Raw genomic sequence first — 18,189 nt, 5'->3', positions numbered from 1 at the left:
CAAAATGCAGGCGCTGCGTTGCCGCCTCCAACAACTCAGGACGTGAAGCTCGACGGAGACTCTGACATGTGGAATTCGATTCAGCCTGACTTTAATGCGGCCCGTGGGCGCAGCGGTCTGCTTTTGGCAGTTCTGTGCGTCGCCAGCCTGGCACGCCTCGCCTGCGCCGCCGAACCCTTGATAAAAGAGCAGGACGTCGATGAGCAATCGATCATCCAGGCGCTGACACCAGAAAAGGCCGAGAATCGTGTGGTCACTCGCGGACTGAGGTACAGGGATCCTGGTCCCGGGAGTGACTCGTTGGCACCCGCGAGCAAGCCGTCCGTGGCGTTGTTGATCACCTTTTCGACTAACTCGACAACATTGACCAACGGAGCGCGTGCGGCGCTTGACAAGGTCGCGCACGCGCTACAGTCAACTCAATTGTCAGAATATAAGTTCCGCATTGAGGGGCACGCCGACCCCCGAGGTTCGGCCGTCGCGAACATGAAGCTCTCCGCGGATCGCGCCGTGGCCGTCCTGGATTACCTCACGCGTGGGGAGGGCATCGCGCCCGAGCGTCTCTCTGCGGTCGGAAAGGGTTCATCCGAGCCCTTGAACACGCGTAATCCGGCCGCACCGGAGAACCGGCGCGTGACAATTGTGAGGTTGCCTGACTGACCATCTTGTTTATCCATGCCTTGGGCAGCGTCGTGGCTCTCACGTGTCACGCCGGCCGTTGGCAAATCACGCCGTACCAGCCCAGCCCGCGATAGGTCTCGTATTCCGGCGTTGCGGCGAACGAGACAATCGTGCCGTCGAAACTATGTAACGGTGAGAAACAGGATCCTGCGTGCCGGCGCGCGCATAGACGGCGATGAGCTAACCGCGGGTAACGTTGCACGCCCCGACGCTCAATGGACGTTGGCAATCGATGGTGGCTTTGTTCGTGGTCGATGCAAATCGGAGTGTTCGAGCTTTGAGGTACTCACCGGGCGGCTTGCAACAAAAGGGCACGCACCGCGGGTTTTCGCGTTTGTCAGAAAGGAGTTGCCAGACGCAGTGCAACGGCTTGCCTCCCTCGTGCGATCCACCACAAACAACCATCGCCCGACACTTTCGGTGATTACAGATGGAGCCAATGGGCTACAGACCATTGCTAATGAATTGCCGTTTGCGCCGAAGCCTGTACTCGACTGGTTCCATATATCCATGCGGGTGCGATATCTTGAGCAGATTGTCAAAGGCATGCGCGCGACGTCTACGCCGGTTCACTTCGATACTGGCTGAATTCGCCACCAAGTCCGTGATCTGATGTGCTTCCAGGCACAGATGCAGCCAGAAGTCGTCACGCCCGGCTTCATAATCGAAGGCAACATACAGGGATCCGGTGATGGTTGTATCCTGCCCGTGAGTGGCCGGGCGAGGCACATTCATTTGCGTGCTCTTCCCGGAAAACGGGTGTTGGAATCTCCGTTTTACTCCAGGAGGCTTACTTCCGCGGCCCTTCCATATCTAGAGGGGCGAACAAGGTAAGCGTTTATGCTCTGCAGCACAAAAGTGCATACCTTGCCGCCACCCCGCCTACTGGAAGGCGAAAATACCTGGGGAGGCTCACGTTGACATGCCGGGTTCATCCGACGCCTGCGTAACGCGAGCGCTACCGGATCGGGCCGAAGGATGAGAGAAACGCCTGCGTGCGACGCGCGTTCAGCGAGATCTCGCGCTTACCTCAAGAGCCGGGCGGCGTCGTGGCGAGGCCGTCCCGGATCGCATAGGCCGTCAGTTCCGCGACGTTGTGCAACGCCAGTTTTGACATCAGATTCTGCCGATGCTTGCGCACCGTCAGTACACTTAAATTCAACTTCGTCGCGATATCCTGGCTCGAATGGCCGCTGGCAATCAGCACGAGGATCTCCTGCTCACGCGCTGTAATCGGTTGCGGGGTGCTGCCGAGCGGAGCTTCCAGGGCATGAGCGAGCGTCGCGCTCACATAACGGACCCCCGAGAAGACGACGGAGATGGCATGCAGGAGCTCATCGCCGTCTTCGTGCTTGAGCATATAGCCGTCCACCCCGGCCGCCACGGCGGATCGGGCCGAGGATGCGCTCTGGTTTGCCGTCACGACCAGGATTTTCGTCTCCGGTGATTGCGCCCTGATCTGCTGTGCCAACTCTATACCGCGACAGCCGGGTAAATCCAGATCCAGCAACAGCAGATCCGCTTCAGTATCGCGCACGATCTGGCATACGCTGTTCCCGTCCGCAGTCTCGCCCACGACGCGCCAGTCACGGCGTGTTGACAACAATAATTTCATGCCGTCGCGAATGATGGCGTGGTCTTCGGCAAGCACGATTCTTTTCATTTTTCTTTCACGATTTAGCGGGGGCGGCCCGCGGGCCGCGCAATGCTCCATTCTTTTGCGACAATACCGACTGATTTCCCCGATACCGTACAACGCAAGATCGGATACGCGTCTTCAAAATGGCAAACAACATCTCTCGTGAATATAGCGCCAATGTAAGACTCGAACTGATCAATACGCTGTATCGCCAGTCGCCGCCCATCCTGCTCGGCAATATCGCCGTGGTCAGCCTGACGGTTTTCTTGCTGTGGCGCGAGGTTTCGCAACGCGATCTGTTGGCTTGGGCGGCCGCCATCTATGTGCTGACCGCCATCCGTATCGCGATGATATGGCGCGATCGCAGTCGTCCGGGGCACGGCGTCGAGACGGTGAACCGCCGTGCGCGCCGGTACATGATCTGTTCGGCGCTTTCCGGCTGCCTGTGGGGCGCCATGGGCATTCTGTTTTTCGCGCCGGACGACACGGTCGTGACGGCGCTGATCTGTATCGTGCTGGCCGGCATGACCGGCGGCTCGGTGGCTTCGCTATCTACCTGGTGGCCAACCTACGTCATATTCGCGTTGCCGACCGTGCTGCCGTTCGCCATCCGCTCGTTCCTGTATGGCAGCAAGCTCTTTTCCGTGCTGGGATTCCTTTCGCTATTCCTGCTTGGGGTGAATCTCGCGTTTAGCCGGACCCTGCAACACACGGTGCGCGACGCCGTGTTGCTGCGTTTCGAAAACATCGGCCTGATCCGGCAACTCACCGAGGAAAAGGAGCGGGCCGAGCTCGCCAATCGAAGCAAATCGCAGTTCCTCGCCGCCGCGAGCCACGACCTGCGCCAGCCCACTCACGCGCTAGGCCTCTATATCGCAACCCTGCGCGCCCTGACCGACGCACCGGTTATCGAACGCGTGGCGCTCAGGGACATTGCCGAACGGCTGCGGACCGCCTTGAAGGGCATGTCGCAGTTGCTGAACGTCCTGCTCGATATTTCGCGGCTCGACGCGGGCGTCATCGAAGTCGAGCCAAGCCGCTTTCCGCTGCAGCAGGAACTGGATGCACTGGAAAACCAGTTTCTCCACGCTGCGTCCGCAAAAAATTTGACTCTCAGGATCCGGCCGACGGATATCTGGCTCGATACCGACGCGGTTCTCCTGCACAACGTGCTGACCAACCTTGTGTCGAATGCGGTCCGCTACACGAGCCAAGGTGGCATTCTGGTGGCCTGCCGTCGCCGCCGGGCGAACGTGGAGATCCAGGTGTTCGACACCGGTGTCGGCGTTGCATCCGATCAACTGCCGAACATCTTCCGCGAGTTCTACCAGGTGGGCAATGCGGCGCGTGACCGGGAGCAGGGGCTCGGCCTCGGTCTGGCCATCGTCCAGCGCACGGCCGCACTGCTCGGGGCGAATATCCTGGTGCGCTCGATGCCCGGACGCGGCTCGATTTTTTCCGTCACGCTGCCAGCTGCGGAGGACGTTGCGCCATCCGCAGCCAGGGTGGAGACGCCCCCCGTGCAGGCCGCTGCGGGCCATGCACGCAAGACTATCCTCATTGTGGACGATGATCGCGACGTACTGGTCGGCACGCAGACCCTACTGCGCGCCTGGGGCCACACCGTGGTCGCCGCGCAGTCGCTCGAGCAGGCGATCGCGGTGGCCGGGGCGCAGGGTTCGGCACTGCAACTGGTCGTGACCGACTTCAGGCTGGCGCGGCGCGTGACCGGTGTCGATGTTATCCGGGCCGTGTCTGAAGCCATCGGGCGGGCGATACCGGCGATCATCATTACCGGGGACACCTCGGCCGAGGGCATCAGCGCCGCTTCGTCGAGCGGCTATCGCATCCTGCACAAGCCGCTCGATCCGCACGAAATGCAGAGGCTAATCGAGTCGCAACCCGCCTGAAAGGCTTTGTCTCCTTTTCTCTGCGGGCTCCCATGTCCATGTGCGATAAATACTGCATATGCGGTATTTACCTCGCATGCTCGCCAGCCTTACGCTTCCAACCGTCAACGAAAGCACGAGTTCCAGCCCGAGGGGACCTGCGGGGGCTATGGGGGCTGGCGGGGGTAAGCATTACATAGGTCGAACACGATCATGGGGAAAGCGAAGACGCAGGGGCATCCCATTGCAATGGACATGGCCCTTTGCGTGATGCCGGCAGTTTGCGGGTGCGGCGGCAACGCAAGCACGAGCGCTCCGTCGACTGGCAGCGGTGGCTCTTCGAGCGGCAGCGGCAGCTCCACGACCATCGGCACGAGCCCAACGGGCGGCAGCAGTAGCTATACGGCGGCTGGTACGGTGAGCGGGCTTCGGGCCGCTACCTCGCTGGTGCTCGAAAACAATGGTGACACGCCTGTCAAGGTGAACGCCGGCGGTGCGTTCTCGTTCTCCACGATGGTCACGGCAGATTCCGTCTATTCCGTGACGGTGCAAATGCAGTCGACATGGTGGAACCGTTGCGCGAGCAACGGCAGCGGGACGTCATCGGTCAACGTCACGAACTTGAGTTTGCCCTGCGCGGTCGCCAGGGCAACCGTGTCTTCACTGGCCAACGAGGCCGCCTTCGGTTCGGCCAAAGATGCGAGCGGCACGAAGCTGGTCGGCATGGCCGTCGACGGTAGCGGCAAGCTCTACGCGTCCGATAACAACGACGGCGACGTTTTCGGTCTTGCCGCGGGCAGTGGTGCACCGCACTACGTCTACACCTCGGCGGGCTCTGCGGGGCTGAAGGAATACGGCGCAAAGAATGCGACGCTCTATGCTGCCGATGGCGGGGACAGTTACGTGGTCGAACTGCCGGATTCGCTGCTGGGCGGAGCGACTGCCTATCTTGAGCAGGGACCTGTCACTACGATGAACGGCGCGGCAGTCGATTCGAGCGACAACGTCCATGTTGTCGATACCGGCGCGACCCCGTTCGTGGTGGAGGAATTCAGGTCAGTCGGCACGACGATCGCCATGCTGGCGAGCGGAACATCGATCTTTACGCGGTATGCCGTGGCGGTGGATTCGGCCGGTAACGTCTACGTCGCCGACAAAACCCGTATCGAATTGCTCAAGCTCGTCTCGAGTACGCCGACCGTTCTGGCCGGCTCGGGAACGGCCGCGGACCGACGGCACAGCCGCGGCGGCATCGCTGAACGCGCCAGCGGCGACTACCGTGGACGCGGGCAACAACCGCTACATGGTGGATTCCGGCAGCATTGCCGTGCGCCGGATCATTCCGTCGTCCAGAGTGGTCATGATGTCGGCGACGCAAACCGGCGCCACGGCGGTGGTGGTGGACGCAAACGATAACCTTTACGTGACGTTCCAGGGCACGAGTGCCTGCCTGATCAAGCTCGCCCCATAGCAGAACGGTGACGGACGAGATTCGCTATGGGCGTCAGTGGCAGGGATATCGTTAAGTAGTCCGATGGATAAACGCAGGCGATCGAGGTGGCGATCCTGGTTGCTGTCATCAACCGCGTGGGGGCTCTGGTTCACCCGCAGTCCGTCCGCGTCGCCTGAATTCGGCATCACAAGAGCCTCTTTGTCTTCAAAATAGATTTACGCACGCAGCAAGGCCATCAAAATGTCGTACACGTTTTTCGCGATGCTCGGTCTGTTCGCAGTCAACGTGATGACCCCGGGTGCATCGTTTGTGCTGACCGTCTCGAATGCAATGAAGCACGGACGTCGTTCTGGTCTTCTCATCGCGCTTGGGCTCGCTACTGCCGATACGATGTTCGCGGCCATGGCGACTGCAGGACTTGCCGCACTGGTATCGCAGAACGTGCTACTGGTGAAAGCTGTCAGCCTGCTTGGTGGGATGTGGTTTGCTTGCGCTGGAATTCGCCTGATTCTCAAACAGAAAGCGGCTCAACTTCCGGTGGAAGCAGAGAAAACTGCGGGTAACCTGCTGATGGGACCTGCCTACCGTCTGGGCTTTTCCGCAGGTGCGTTCAACGCCCAGGCGATACTATTTTTTTCTACTATGTTCATCGGCGCGATTTCATCGAGGCCTGACCTACGCGAAGCCATTGCCTTGGTGGCAGGGGTTGCAGCGGTCAGCGCTTTCACCCGCTCCGGTATCGTGACGCTATTTACCACGGGCACTGTGATGCGTTTCTACGCAACACAGCGACGCAAGGTGGAGACGGTTTCGGGCGGCATGCTGGCGCTTTTCGGACTGAAAATTGCAACGCCTGCCGCACTGGTCTTGACGCAAAGCATGTTGGCGATTTTCGCCCATTCCCCGAAAACAGAAAATCTTCTACAAACCCACGCCAAGCTTGACTTTCGGAAGTGCGAGAGCGCGCAATATGGGATAGCGGAGGATCTGGACCACGCTCGTTGCTCGCACGCGCTCCGGCGCTGACTGTTTGCATGGCGGGGCACCAACCGTACGGGTGCCAACAACGCGCCGACCGAATTGTGACCCCGGGTGGAGGCCGGTCTAACCGTGGCCCAGAAAGCCGCTCCGTTTGAAACTGGAGAAGTCCGAGCAGGTACACAGAAGAACAGATTGCATACGCATTGAAACAGGTCAGGTAAGCATTGCGCAAAATAAGGAGAAGCACGTGAACCATGAACAGCCACGTTGCGCGAAGTTGCTTGTCGCGGTTGAAAGCAAGTACGTAGGGCTCGATGTTGGTCGCGCACACAAGGCAGGCAAAAAGGTGAAAGTGCAAAGAAGCGCCACCGAACCCGGTCAGTTCATTATTTGGTTCGGCAGGACGGAAATCGCCAGGATATCCGCACTGGAACTGGCACAAACGATTGAATACATCGATGGCCGTGCAGAACCGTAAATCTGCAGTTTGAGGTTCGAGCTGGCCACTCGTCGCGGGACTCGACGGCACATCGACTGGCGATCCGCATGATTGCGCGTTCCTTTATAAACATTCGTGCGCTGAGATGTTCGACGTTCGGTGCGCAGCGATGGTACCGGCCGTTCCAGGCGTACTTTTCTCCGGTAAATTCGGTGGTGAAGGGCTGTTGCGCCGCGACCTTCAGATTTGCGAGCGAATAGATCGAGCGATGACCGTCGCTGAAGTGGATTTCGACGATCTCACCGTCGCCCTGCACATTGACGATCTGAATATCCAGAGGAATCGATTCGGCATCTTGAAGCTTGTGGCCGGTCCTTCTGTCCCGGTACGAGGGCTCAGTGCTGCTTTCTCGCAGCTAGAAGGCATGGAAGGTGTATCGAAATCCGTCCTCATAGGACACGTTCAGGCGTGAGACCAGGTTCTCGAATTGCATGGCGCTCTCACGGTTGTTGGAGGCTTCATGAGACCACTGCATCCGATGTCAAACAGTCGATTCTCTGTCAACGAGTGTTCAGAAACGGACATCGAAACGAGCCCATTGTGGTCCGGAACGCTGCCATTGTGGGCGCCGTATCCACGCAAGCCTTGATGGGTCAACGTCTTCCCAGCCGTACAGTGAGATTGTTGACGATCGACTTGCTTCCAGCGACGCTTCGTGCCGCGGCTTGTGCAAGCTGAATCTGGTCAACATAGGGAACCGTACCATCAAGCGAGATTTGGGCGCCGCTCGCAACGATCCTGATGTTCGTGGCGTCGAGTCCGTTGGTCGATCTCATCGCTTTGCGGACGTCGTTTTCCGTCTTCCAGTTCATCCTTCGCGCTTGGCCCGTTGTTCCCGCCGGTTCGGCATTCGTTGACTGGATGTATTCGCTTTGGGCATATATCGACGTGCTCAGTGCGTACGTTGCTACGCAATTAAAAAGGCGGTTTTCAACTGACCCATTTTTGACTCACATTGATGAAGTGGAAAAACGTCGCGCGTACAGGCTGGAAGCTCGCTCCTTTACGGTGCTACTTGCGCACTCCGGCTCCAGTCAGCGCCACCTGGCACTCGCGGAACACCGCTTCATCTGCCTCATCAGGATCGATCTTTCTCGATGCCGGCGTTTCATATGCGGCACGCAAGCGCGGGTCGATGATGTCGAGAACGATCCATTCCGGTGTGTTGCCTTCCTGACCCATCGTGGCGATGTAGAGCGATCGGCGAGCTTCCTCGCGCGTGCTGCCGTGATTACGCAGATCGATTGCGAACTGGCTGCCGAAGTCGGTCCAGTTGTAGCCGACGAAGGGCAATTGTCCGTTGCTGGTCGACAGCGGCGCGAACTGGTCGCGGACGATCTGCAATTGCGCGGTCGACAGGCAGGTCGCCGTCGGTGCGCCCGACGCGCCGCACAGCAGCGTCGCGGGATCGAGCGCGCATGCCGCCGGGTTCAGGATCACGCCGTTGGCGTTGCCGCATTGGGCGGCGGTCGCATTGTAGGCCGCGGTCCATTGCGCGGCGGAAGGCATTGCGGCGGAGCCGGCAAGCGACGCGGTTCTCAGCATCGCGGTGACCTGCGTGGCGATGTTCATGCCTTCGTCGCCGGCGATGATGGCGTCGTAGTCGCCCGGCAGGTTCTGCGCGGCAAGACAGGCTTCGCGCCCGCCGTTCGACGCCGTATATGCGATACCCCGTTGCAGCGGCGTGAGCAGCGGGAATTGCGCGGACGTCGCCTCGACCGTCGGAATGCCGCGCACCGGGTTGCGCCAGTAACTACCGTTGAAAAGCACCCGGCAGACCCGAGCCTTCCCCGAGATCCCAGAACAAGCCCGCCATCATTCGCAATCCCTCGCGCGCGACGCCGCCGAGCATATGTTCGTCGGGCGCGTGCTGCCTGCAACCCGGATACGAATGCGGGACCCATAACGTCGGCAATCCGAGCACGTCCGCAAAAATATCGTTCGGCACTGCGCCGCCAATGTTCGGCAAGATCACCGGAGCACGACCGGTCGTGCGCGCCACGGAGTTCGACGCCCAGCGCACCCATGGATTGTCGATGTCGAGACGCGTCGCGGGCATGTGCAGCGAGATACGCAAATCGACACAGCTAAATCCATGACGATCGAGGTGCTCCCGAATCGCGGCCTCAGCGCCTTCGCAGCGGGTGCCCACCACGTAGGCGAGCTGGCAGATCGCGCTCGCCCGGCCCGGAATCGCGTAGACGGGTTTCGCCGGATTGCCGGCCCCGAATGCAAGGACCTCCAGCGTGTTCCAGCCGAATACGCGTTCGGTCGGCGTCAGGCCAGGCTCGCCGTAATCGACGTCGACATCGGGATCTTCGTCGCCTCCGCCCACCTCGACTTCCGCGAGCGCGTTCTTGATCGCCCCGGTCAGCGGCGGCGGCCGCAACGCATCGATCGTGATCCTGCCCTGAGCGTCGACAAGGCTCGCGATCGCGTTGGCGAGCACGACGCCGGGGTTGCGCAGCGCGCCGCCCCAATGACCCGAATGGTATGCGGCGTCGCGCAGGTCGACGCTCAGTTCGAAGCCCAGCACGCCGCGCGAGCCGAGAAAAAGGGTGGGGCGTCCAGCCGCGACTCGCGGGCCGTCGGACGCGATAAAGACGTCGGCCGCCAACTCGTCGCGCAGGGCTGTGCACACGTCTCGAAGCCCCGGCGACCCCATTTCCTCGCCCATCTCGAAGATCATCTTCGCGTTGAAGCCGAGTCGGCCGCCTCGCTCCGCGAGCACGGCGCGCAGCGCCGCGAGGTTGATCGTGTGCTGCCCCTTGTTGTCGGCGGTGCCGCGCCCGAACCAGTGTGCTCCTTCAACCGTCACCCGCCAGGGCGTGAGGCCTTCGCGCCAGCGCGAGTCGTGGCCGCGCACGACGTCGCCGTGTCCGTAGCTCAGCACGGTCGGAAAATCGTCGCCTTCGTGACGATGGGCGATGAGAAATGGGCCGCGCGCGGCGACGGGGTTATCCATGATGCGTGTCGAGAACCCCAACTCGTGCAGCGACGGCGCAATTTCACGTTCCAGATACTCGAGCAACGTGGCGCCGTGATCGACTTCCTCGCTTTCGGTCCGGTATCCCACACGTCGATCGAGGTCGGCGAGAAAACCGCCCGAATCGAAATAGCGGGATACACGTTCAAGAGCGTTGCTTCGTGTCATTTCTATCCCCTGATCAGGCGGAGCGTGTCGATGCCCGATACTCAAAATACCGGCGCCAGCGCCACCGCGTACACCACGAGCGATACGAGGAAGGCGATGGAGGTGTAGGCCATGACGGGCTGAATGCGAATGCCGGCGATGGCGACCACCGGAACGACCCAGAACGGTTGCAGCAGCACCGACACATTTTCCGCGAGCGCCACGCCCATCGAGGTGCGCGCGATGTCGGCGTGCAGCGAAAGCGCCGCCGGAATGACGAACGGGCCCTGCACCGCCCAATGACCGCCTGAGCTCGGAATGAACAGCGTGATCACCAGCGAGCTCAGGTAGCTCCAGAGCGGCAGGGTCGCCGATGTGGCGATCAGCAGGAAGCCGCTCGAAATGACCGACGCGAGTCCGGTGCCGGTCATGATGCCCATGATGCCGCCATAAAGCGGAAACTGGAGCAGCATCGCGCCGGTCTGTCCAGCCGCGCGGCGGATCGATTCGGCGTAGGCGATCGGGGTGCGCTGCAGCACCAGGCCGATAAGCATGAACACGAGGATCATCGTGTTGATGCCGAGGTTGAAGCCGTTCGTCGACCAGTCGATGGCGAGGTACGACGCCCCGAAGAGGACCAGGATCGCGGTGCCGAGGATGGAGCGATCGAGCCGCGCGCCGAATGACGATGCTCTCGATGCCGGCTCGCGCGCGGCCCCGGTATCGCTTTCGGTGTCGGCCGATTTCGGAAAGCAGACCATGCGGTCCGGCTTCGGATGAATCGCGATGAAGATCGCGGTGACGACAGCCGTTACCACGATGGTCGGAATATAGACGAAAGGGGCAAACACGGTATGGCTCAACGGCACGAGCTGTCCGGTCGCTTTCTCGACGAGGTTCAGCGCATTGCCGTGCGAGGCCTGCGAGAGCGCGATCGAACTCGACAGCCCGCTATTCGTCACGATCGCACAGCCCGAGTAGCACGCGGCGACCAGCCAGGCGAAGTCGACGCGCGTGCGTTTCGCGATCTCCCGCGCAAGGAGCGCGCCTCCGACCAGACCCACGCCCCAGTTGAACCACGACGCGATCGCCACGAGCGGCACCACGAGCAGTGCCGCCCGCGTTGGCGTGCTCGCCGTCGCGGCGAGCGCGCGCAGCCCTTTCTGCGCGAGCGGAGAATCCGAAATCGCATAGCCGGACGCGAAAATCAGGATCATTTGCAACGCGAAGCCGACAATCTTGAACGTGCCGTCGTACCACGACGACAGAATCGTCAGCACGCCCCCGTGCGGCGCCCAACAGTACGCCGCGGCGCCGACCAGCAACGTCAGCCAGATCGCCAGCGTGAACGGGTCGGGCATCACGTTCTCGAAGAGGTAGACGAGCCCGCTCACGACGCCTCGAAACGAACGAACCGAGGGTGCCGCAAGGGGAATGTCCTGCTTCTGGTTCATGAATGAAAGTCCTGGTGGAAGGTTGGATAACCGGACTGCGCGATTGCTCCGCGGTTGCGGTCCGCTTGAGGAGCCGTACTGGCTATCGATAGCTCTTGAGCAAGATACTCGTCTCGGTGTGCCGAATGCCTTTTATCAGTCGAACGCGTTCCAGCGCGCGGGAGAGGTCGGCCGGAGAATTGACGCGTAGTTCGGCGAGGAGATCCCAGCGTCCGTTCGTATCGTGCAGCGCGACGACACTGGGGTCGCCCAGGAGGTTCGCGATTACTTCGAGCGTTTGATTGCCCTCGACTTGCACATCCATCCACGCACGGATGTGGTCAGGTTCCGCCTCCGGTTGAAGGATCACGGTGTAGCCGATGATGACCCGGTCGTCGGTCAGGCGGCGAATGCGCTGCATGACCGTTGAACGCGCGACCCCGAGCTTCGTGGCCAGCGTGGCGACGCTCGTTCGCGCGTCGGCCCGCAAGATCGAGATGAGTTTTCGGTCGATGTCGTCCATTGCGCTGTCTGTCTACCCGGGTTGCGTCGATCAGACAGAAAGGAGCGCGGTTTTCTTGAGCGCGTTGGCCCCGGCGACGTAGGACACGCTGTGTCCCGCACTCACATAGCGCTCGTGGTCCCGCGCGAAGAAGAAACCGTCGGTTGTACTACACAGTTTCGCGCTGGCGCCGTTCGTCGGGTCGAGGATCTCGGCGATCAACTGATTCTTCTTGACCCATGCGCCGATCCTCGCGTGGTACACGAGTACGCCGGCGATTGGCGCGCGCAGCGTTTCGACGCCATTGAGCGGTCGCGCAAATACTTCCACGTGGCGCTCGAAATCCGGTCGATCGGCGTCACGCTCGACAATGCGTTGCTCGATGAACCATGCGATCAGGTGGTCGGCGTCGGCCGCCGCGAGTTCATGACCGACGTCCGTGCGGCCCCGCAATTCGACGGTTGCGGCGAAGACCGGCACGGTCTCGACCGCTCGGCCAAGACGGGCGTACACGTTCTGCCACTCGCACACGATGTTGTCGTCAAAAGACGCGCCGCCTTGTTCGAGCGCGTGCAGCACCAGCGGCGCACCAAGATGCGCGGCCAGGCCGGTCGCCTGATCGAGGTGATGCGCGTTGGCGTAGACGTGCAGGCAGGCTTCGCGATCGCAGTGCAGATCCAGCACGATGTCGGCGTTGGCCGCCGCCTTCATCAATTCGACGCGGAGCGCTTCCAGCGGCGTTGCCGGCTCGAGCGAACCCAGCGCGTCCTTGATTGCGGCCTTGACGGTTCGCGCCAACGCGGCTTCATCGAGATCGGCGGCCGAAGCGAGACGGTTCAGGACCTCATGCTGGAAGGCACAGAAGTTCCGGTTGAAGTTCTGGCCGCTCGCCACGTCGAAACGCCCGTGATGAAGGCCCAGCGAAATCTGGCGCAGGCCAATGGGATTCGCGCAGGGCACCACGACCACGTTGCCCCGCAGGCGGCCCGCTTCCTCGAGAGCGGCAAGGCGTTCGCGCAGATGCAACAGCACCAGCATGCCCGGCACCTCATTGGCGTGGAGCCCCGCCTGGACGTAGACGCAACGTCCTTGCGGCTCCTCGGGCCCATAGGAAAACACGTCCAGCGTGAGGGTCGAACCGGGCGCGTCCGGCCTGAGAGGAATGCTCAGATGGTGCATGACGAATCGTAGCCTTGAAAATCGGAAGGTCGGGCGAGGCTTGCGCGAACGCGCAAGCCATGGCGTCAACGCAATTGCGCGACGAATTCCGCCGTGCTCATTTGCCGGCAATAGCCCTTGAATGCCTTGAGTCCGGCCTGATGCGACTGCTCGGTATAAGACGCACAGGCGTCTCCCACACACACCATGTAGTATCCGCGGTCCGCGCCATCGCGCACGGCCATGTCCACGCACTGGTCGGTGACGAAGCCGATCACGACAACGGACTCGATCCCGAGGTTGCGCAGTACATAGTCGAGACTCGTGGAATTGAAGACGCCCGACGAGGTCTTGGGCAAGACGATGTCGTCCGGCTCGGGCGCGACGAGCGCAATGACCTGGCCCAGAGGCGAATTCTTCGGCACGAAGATTTTCGAGAGCTTGTGATCGAGGCTGCGGTCGCGTCCATCTGCGGTGAGACTCTCGATGACGGTGTAAATAATCTCGGCGCCCGCCGCGCGCGCGCTATCGATGACCCGCTTCTGGTTGGGGAGCGCACGGTCGTGAATGGCTCGCCAGTATTCCGGCCGATCCGTCTCGTACTCGGGAATCACTTCTGAGTTCTGGACGTCGACCACGAGCACCGCGGTCTTGCGGGGATCGAAAGGACGAATGCGCGTCAAGGCTTCATCGAGCGCACGGCCGCCCGGCATGGTGTTCATGTGTTGCATGGTCGTTGAATGGATGGGTTAGTAGACCTGGCTATAGCGGGTGCACATCTCTTCGGCTGACGAACCTTCGAGCATCCCGAGCTCGGCGCGCTTCATCGCGCGGTAGCAATTCCAGAAGTCCTCGCTGAACCAGCTCTTCAGCTCGCGGTCCTTGTCGACCTCGGCGAGCGCTTCGGGCACCGACCCGGGAAGCGGGTGAATGCCGCCGGCATTACGCTGCGCTTCGGACAGGCTCGAAGGGTCGGCGGTCAGCAGCTCGGGCAGGGCGATCTTGTTGCGGATGCCGTCGAGGCCCGCCAGAATCATCGACGCCAGGACGAGATACGGCGACGCGCAGGCGTCGGCCGCCCGGAACTCGACGTGATGGGCACGCTCCGCGGATGCACCGCTGACGGCCGGGCAAATGCGCAGGGATGCCTCGCGGTTCTGCACGCCGATACACGTGAACGCCGCGCTCCAGTGATGCGGTTGAAGGCGCAGATTCGAAATGGCGCTCGGTGCGGTCAGCGCGATGAGCGCGGGGAGGTGCCGCAAGATGCCGGCACAGAAGTGCGCGAGCGGTGCGGACATTTGCCCCGGACCCTGCGCGTCGTAATTGCACGGCGTGCCGTCTTCGCGCAGGAGTCCAAAATGAACGTGAACGCCATTGCCCACGCCGTTCGGGATGAGCTTTGGGGAGAACGTGGCGTGCAGGCCCTCGCGCCGGGAGAGCTCTCTTACCAGCTCGCGCATGATGACCGCGTTGTCCGCAGCCCGTAGTGCGCGGGTGGGCTGCATCGTGACCTCGAACTGTCCGGCGCCGTACTCCGGGAGAATCATTTCCGGCCCGGTGCCGGCGTCCTGCATGGCCCGCAGGATCTTGCCGCAGAGCTTGTCGATGAGCCGGTACGCCCGATACGAGAACGGCGGCGCGTTCTCGCTCAGGTTCGTCATCATGAACTCGTGCTCGAACGATGCATTGACGTACAGGCCGGTTTCCTCGAACAGCTTCTCAATGGCCGACTGGAGCAGCGAACGCGGGTCGCAATCCCAGCGATTGCCCTCGTAGTCGACGAGGTCGCACAGGATGAAGTGGAACGGCTCAGAACCGTCGCCTGCGTCGTGGTGGACCAGCGTGGAGGGATCGGCGCGCAAGCGCAGGTCGCCCAATGGCCCGAACGGATGATTCGCGGCGATGGGGCCGAAGGGCGTGAGCGCCTGATTCGCGTGCACCCATCCGCAGCCGCTCTTGACGAACTGATCGAGCGCGCTGGCGGGGAAGCCCCGGCCGCGCGTCAAACCCGAGAAGTCGTTCGTCAGGAGAAAACACAGAGCATCGCTGGCTTCGCCAGATTTGGCAGACATTGAGGTTCTCGCAGACAGTGGTGAAAAAACCGTTCAAGCGACATCCGTGCAGGCTCGGGCAACGCCGATGCGCGCTCGGGCAGGGTGTCATTTGAGCTTGATGATAACTCATCAAAAATCACAAAAACACTGTCTTTGAAATATTTTTTTCAAGTCGGCCTGCGGGCTCCTCCGCCTCGTCCGGCATCAGGCGCGCTCACGCAGGGATGCCTGCGTGGGCCGCGCTCAGGAGCGTATTCAGTCTTTCAGCACGTATTCCAGGCCGAACTCTTCGCGCGCCTGCTCGAGACGGTCGATGCGCCGGTGTCCTTCCTCGCCCAACGCGAGCGTAAGCTCCATCACGAGGCAGTCGATGAGCGCGATGCCGCTGGCGTAGCTGTCGAATGGCGACGATGTCGCGGTCTGGCAGACGAACACCTGGCGAGCATGCTTGATGGCCGGCGACGTATACGGGTCGGTGAACAGCACGACGTGGGCGCGCCGCGAATTGGCGGCCGCCGCATAGCGCACCGAGTCGTGCTGGTAGCGCCGGAAGTCGAACAGGACCAGCACGGTGCGCGAGTCGAACTCGACCAGCGCGTCGATCGCATCCGCGTTAACCCCATCGAAATAGACCGTTTTGTGCCGAAGGTGATGAAGCTGCTGCTGGAAATAGCGCGCGAGCGCACGGCTGTGCCGGCCGCCCACGAAGTAGATCGTGCGCTTCGGGTCGATGAGCTTCTCCACCAGACTGCGGACTTCCTGCGGGTCGAGATGCCGGACCGTGTCCGAGACCATCGTGCCAAACATGGCCGCCATCTGCTGCGGTCCCGATTCGCCTGCGCGCTCAGCGGTTTTGGCGAACTGCAAACCGGGCGACGAGAAGCGGGCCGCCACGTCTTTGTGAAGTGCGCGCTGTAACTCGGGGAAACCCGTAAAACCCAGAGCCTCCGCGAAGCGCGAGACCGTTGCGGGGCTGGTCCCCGCCGCTTCCGCGATCTCGGTGACGGTCTTCAATCCGGTAATCGGGTAGTCGGCAATCAGGGCCATGCCAACGCGCTTTTCCGCTGGACTGAGCGTCTGCAGCGTGTCTCTCAGCCTGAAGAGAAGCGATTGATCGTTTTCTTTCATATCGACAGGAATTGGGCTAATTGAAAAATTATTTCGACCCGGATATTATGCCCGGTCTGTACGCGGGTGGGTTTGGACGCGCGACGACGCAAGGATCCAGGCATTTGTTTCGTGATGCTAAATTAAATCGGGGAGAGACGGGATAGGTCGCGCCGGCGCAAATCAGGCGCGAAGCTGCGGACGGCGCAGAGGAGGAGAAAGGGGGAAGCGCCCCGCGCCGATTGTCGTGGGGCGGCTCGCGCCGGCCCGAAGGCTGGCGAATCGAGCGTGTGGGGAAAGATGAGGGCGACGCCCCTGGCGTAGTCGCGCTTATGCGGCTGCGGCGACGGAGTCCGTGTGCTCGGCAACGCGCAGCGCGCCGAAGAGGTCCTTGGGATTTTCCGCGGTCAGAATCAGCTCGAGCGCTTCACCGATGCCGTATTCGGACGCCGCGTCGCGCATGAATGCCAGGGCCGAGTAGTCTTCGAGCGCGAAGCCCACGGAATCGAACACCGTGACTTGCTGTGCATGCTCACGGCCACCGGCCTGGCCGGCCAGCACGCGCCAGAGTTCGGTGACCGGGAAATCGGCCGGCATCTGTTGCACTTCGCCCTCGATCCGGCTTTGCGGCTCGAATTCAACGAAGACCGGCCCCATTTCCAGAACACGACGGTCGAGCTCGGTTTTACCGGGACAATCGCCGCCAACGGCGTTGATGTGCATGCCGGGCTCGATCATATCCGCCGTGAGGATCGTGGCGTTGGTCTTGTCGGCCGTGACCGTCGTGACAATATCGGCGCCCCTGGCCGCTTCGGCCGCACTGGCGCAAACCACGATCTCGAGACCGCGACCGCGCAGGTTATTGACGAGCTTGCGGGTCGCGGCCGGATCGACGTCGTACAACCGAACGGTACGGATCCCGATCAGATCGCGGAACGCGAGTGCCTGGAACTCGCTTTGCGCACCGTTGCCGATCAGCGCCATCGTGCGGCTATCGGGGCGGGCGAGCGCGCGGGCGGCCACGACCGACATCGCGGCCGTACGGATGGCGGTGACGAGCGTCAGCTCGGAGAGGAACACGGGCGTGCCCGTGAGCACGTCGGCCAGCACGCCGAACGCCATGACCGTGGGCAAACCGGTCGCCGTATTCTTCGGATGGCCGTTCACATACTTGAAAGCGAATTCGCTTTCGTCCGCGATCGGCATCAACTCGATGACACCGTCGCGCGAATGACAGGCGACGCGAGCGCTCTTGTCGAACTGCTCCCAACGCAGAAAGTCGCGCTCGATACGCGACGCCACACCCGCAAAGAAGCGGCTCAGGCCGACGGTCTCGACCAGCCTGACGATATTCTCCGCGCTGAGGTAGGCCGTGGTGGGACGGGTGCGTGCCATGATCGACTCCGAATCAGTTGAGGAATGCCCCATTTTTCCAGAGGCCACTGTCGGTCGATAGAACACAAAGTGAAGCGTTTCGCCACAAAACCGATCAATGTGTCAGGTCGGGCCCGATGCGCGGAGCGTGGGGACGGAGTGGCCGGGGCAGGAAACTTCGAGCCATGAACAATTTTTTTCATACCGTGCCAAACATTGCATCTTGAAAAAATATTTTTGACTGGCTAGGATGCAACGTGCAAAGTCGGTTGAGATGACGACG

General features: G+C 61.6%; 18 protein-coding genes and 1 pseudogene. 7 read left to right on the top strand and 12 right to left on the bottom strand.

The window, feature by feature from the left end:
- Positions 1–66: 66 nt before the first annotated feature.
- Positions 67–660, top strand: a complete 594-nt coding sequence (locus tag EYW47_RS32005; RefSeq protein ID WP_133198815.1) for an OmpA family protein — start codon at positions 67–69, stop codon at positions 658–660.
- A 141-nt stretch (positions 661–801) separates the two neighbouring features.
- Positions 802–1,245, top strand: a pseudogene (locus tag EYW47_RS42180) (ISKra4-like element ISBte2 family transposase); the annotation flags it as partial.
- On the opposite strand, the gene EYW47_RS31995 reads toward EYW47_RS42180, so the two are convergent.
- Positions 1,126–1,416: a hypothetical protein gene (locus tag EYW47_RS31995; RefSeq protein ID WP_133198814.1), complete on the bottom strand. Its 291-nt coding sequence runs from the start codon at positions 1,414–1,416 to the stop codon at positions 1,126–1,128. The pseudogene EYW47_RS42180 and the gene EYW47_RS31995 overlap by 120 nt on opposite strands.
- Positions 1,417–1,711: 295 nt before the next feature.
- Complete coding sequence (locus tag EYW47_RS31990; RefSeq protein WP_133198813.1) at positions 1,712–2,344, bottom strand: response regulator; 633 nt, start codon at positions 2,342–2,344, stop codon at positions 1,712–1,714.
- A 119-nt stretch (positions 2,345–2,463) separates the two neighbouring features.
- Between EYW47_RS31990 and EYW47_RS31985 the strand changes: the two genes are divergently transcribed.
- The 5 genes from EYW47_RS31985 to EYW47_RS31965 all read left to right on the top strand — a co-directional run bounded on the left by EYW47_RS31985 (position 2,464) and on the right by EYW47_RS31965 (position 7,554).
- Positions 2,464–4,230 carry a hybrid sensor histidine kinase/response regulator gene (locus EYW47_RS31985; protein ID WP_133198812.1) on the top strand — a complete coding sequence of 589 codons (1,767 nt, stop codon included), beginning with the start codon at positions 2,464–2,466 and terminating at the stop codon, positions 4,228–4,230.
- Between the two features lie 396 nt (positions 4,231–4,626).
- The gene (locus tag EYW47_RS31980) at positions 4,627–5,625 is read left to right on the top strand and encodes an NHL repeat-containing protein (RefSeq protein WP_133198811.1); all 999 of its coding nucleotides are present in this window, start codon (positions 4,627–4,629) and stop codon (positions 5,623–5,625) included.
- A 277-nt stretch (positions 5,626–5,902) separates the two neighbouring features.
- Positions 5,903–6,688, top strand: coding sequence for a LysE family translocator (locus EYW47_RS31975; RefSeq protein WP_133198810.1), 786 nt, complete (start codon positions 5,903–5,905; stop codon positions 6,686–6,688).
- 202 nt (positions 6,689–6,890) lie between these two features.
- The gene (locus EYW47_RS31970) at positions 6,891–7,121 is read left to right on the top strand and encodes a hypothetical protein (RefSeq protein WP_133198809.1); all 231 of its coding nucleotides are present in this window, start codon (positions 6,891–6,893) and stop codon (positions 7,119–7,121) included.
- Positions 7,122–7,251: 130 nt separating this feature from the next.
- A complete protein-coding gene (locus tag EYW47_RS31965) occupies positions 7,252–7,554 on the top strand; it encodes a hypothetical protein (protein ID WP_133198808.1) in 303 nt (100 codons plus the stop codon).
- Positions 7,555–7,735: 181 nt separating this feature from the next.
- On the opposite strand, the gene EYW47_RS31960 is transcribed toward EYW47_RS31965, so the two are convergent.
- From EYW47_RS31960 to EYW47_RS31915, 10 genes are all read right to left on the bottom strand, one after another.
- Positions 7,736–7,954, bottom strand: a complete 219-nt coding sequence (locus EYW47_RS31960) for a BON domain-containing protein (RefSeq protein ID WP_133198807.1) — start codon at positions 7,952–7,954, stop codon at positions 7,736–7,738.
- A gap of 199 nt (positions 7,955–8,153) precedes the next feature.
- Entirely contained in the window at positions 8,154–8,879 is a 726-nt protein-coding gene (locus EYW47_RS31955) for a tannase/feruloyl esterase family alpha/beta hydrolase (RefSeq protein WP_205710191.1), read from the bottom strand.
- A gap of 16 nt (positions 8,880–8,895) precedes the next feature.
- The gene (locus EYW47_RS31950) at positions 8,896–10,296 is read right to left on the bottom strand and encodes a M20 family metallopeptidase (RefSeq protein WP_133198805.1); all 1,401 of its coding nucleotides are present in this window, start codon (positions 10,294–10,296) and stop codon (positions 8,896–8,898) included.
- A gap of 41 nt (positions 10,297–10,337) precedes the next feature.
- Entirely contained in the window at positions 10,338–11,729 is a 1,392-nt protein-coding gene (locus EYW47_RS31945; RefSeq protein WP_133198804.1) for a TIGR00366 family protein, read from the bottom strand.
- Between the two features lie 82 nt (positions 11,730–11,811).
- Complete coding sequence (locus EYW47_RS31940; protein WP_133198803.1) at positions 11,812–12,231, bottom strand: Lrp/AsnC family transcriptional regulator; 420 nt, start codon at positions 12,229–12,231, stop codon at positions 11,812–11,814.
- 30 nt (positions 12,232–12,261) lie between these two features.
- A complete protein-coding gene (locus EYW47_RS31935) occupies positions 12,262–13,389 on the bottom strand; it encodes a succinylglutamate desuccinylase/aspartoacylase family protein (protein ID WP_133198802.1) in 1,128 nt (375 codons plus the stop codon).
- 65 nt (positions 13,390–13,454) lie between these two features.
- Positions 13,455–14,090, bottom strand: coding sequence for a cysteine hydrolase family protein (locus tag EYW47_RS31930; protein WP_133198801.1), 636 nt, complete (start codon positions 14,088–14,090; stop codon positions 13,455–13,457).
- A gap of 27 nt (positions 14,091–14,117) precedes the next feature.
- Positions 14,118–15,443: a glutamine synthetase family protein gene (locus EYW47_RS31925; protein ID WP_133198800.1), complete on the bottom strand. Its 1,326-nt coding sequence runs from the start codon at positions 15,441–15,443 to the stop codon at positions 14,118–14,120.
- Positions 15,444–15,680: 237 nt separating this feature from the next.
- Positions 15,681–16,553 (bottom strand): MurR/RpiR family transcriptional regulator, encoded by an 873-nt coding sequence (locus tag EYW47_RS31920; protein WP_133198799.1) that lies wholly within the window; start codon positions 16,551–16,553, stop codon positions 15,681–15,683.
- Between the two features lie 309 nt (positions 16,554–16,862).
- The gene (locus EYW47_RS31915; RefSeq protein WP_133198798.1) at positions 16,863–17,927 is read right to left on the bottom strand and encodes an ornithine cyclodeaminase; all 1,065 of its coding nucleotides are present in this window, start codon (positions 17,925–17,927) and stop codon (positions 16,863–16,865) included.
- Positions 17,928–18,189 lie beyond the last annotated feature (262 nt).

This window comes from Paraburkholderia silviterrae, from assembly GCF_004353915.1.
In the GTDB taxonomy this organism is placed as follows: domain Bacteria; phylum Pseudomonadota; class Gammaproteobacteria; order Burkholderiales; family Burkholderiaceae; genus Paraburkholderia; species Paraburkholderia silviterrae.
This window is presented reverse-complemented; position numbering and strand designations above follow the sequence as displayed.

Excerpts from the sequence above, each read along its gene's own strand:
- EYW47_RS32005 (WP_133198815.1), top strand. The coding sequence starts at position 67 with ATGTGGAATTCGATTCAGCCTGACTTTAATGCGGCCCGTGGGCGCAGC.
- EYW47_RS31995 (WP_133198814.1), bottom strand. The coding sequence starts at position 1,416 with ATGAATGTGCCTCGCCCGGCCACTCACGGGCAGGATACAACCATCACC.
- EYW47_RS31990 (WP_133198813.1), bottom strand. The coding sequence starts at position 2,344 with ATGAAAAGAATCGTGCTTGCCGAAGACCACGCCATCATTCGCGACGGC.
- EYW47_RS31985 (WP_133198812.1), top strand. The coding sequence starts at position 2,464 with ATGGCAAACAACATCTCTCGTGAATATAGCGCCAATGTAAGACTCGAA.
- EYW47_RS31975 (WP_133198810.1), top strand. The coding sequence starts at position 5,903 with ATGTCGTACACGTTTTTCGCGATGCTCGGTCTGTTCGCAGTCAACGTG.
- EYW47_RS31965 (WP_133198808.1), top strand. The coding sequence starts at position 7,252 with ATGGTACCGGCCGTTCCAGGCGTACTTTTCTCCGGTAAATTCGGTGGT.
- EYW47_RS31960 (WP_133198807.1), bottom strand. The coding sequence starts at position 7,954 with ATGAACTGGAAGACGGAAAACGACGTCCGCAAAGCGATGAGATCGACC.
- EYW47_RS31950 (WP_133198805.1), bottom strand. The coding sequence starts at position 10,296 with ATGACACGAAGCAACGCTCTTGAACGTGTATCCCGCTATTTCGATTCG.
- EYW47_RS31945 (WP_133198804.1), bottom strand. The coding sequence starts at position 11,729 with ATGAACCAGAAGCAGGACATTCCCCTTGCGGCACCCTCGGTTCGTTCG.
- EYW47_RS31940 (WP_133198803.1), bottom strand. The coding sequence starts at position 12,231 with ATGGACGACATCGACCGAAAACTCATCTCGATCTTGCGGGCCGACGCG.
- EYW47_RS31935 (WP_133198802.1), bottom strand. The coding sequence starts at position 13,389 with ATGCACCATCTGAGCATTCCTCTCAGGCCGGACGCGCCCGGTTCGACC.
- EYW47_RS31930 (WP_133198801.1), bottom strand. The coding sequence starts at position 14,090 with ATGAACACCATGCCGGGCGGCCGTGCGCTCGATGAAGCCTTGACGCGC.
- EYW47_RS31925 (WP_133198800.1), bottom strand. The coding sequence starts at position 15,443 with ATGTCTGCCAAATCTGGCGAAGCCAGCGATGCTCTGTGTTTTCTCCTG.
- EYW47_RS31920 (WP_133198799.1), bottom strand. The coding sequence starts at position 16,553 with ATGAAAGAAAACGATCAATCGCTTCTCTTCAGGCTGAGAGACACGCTG.
- EYW47_RS31915 (WP_133198798.1), bottom strand. The coding sequence starts at position 17,927 with ATGGCACGCACCCGTCCCACCACGGCCTACCTCAGCGCGGAGAATATC.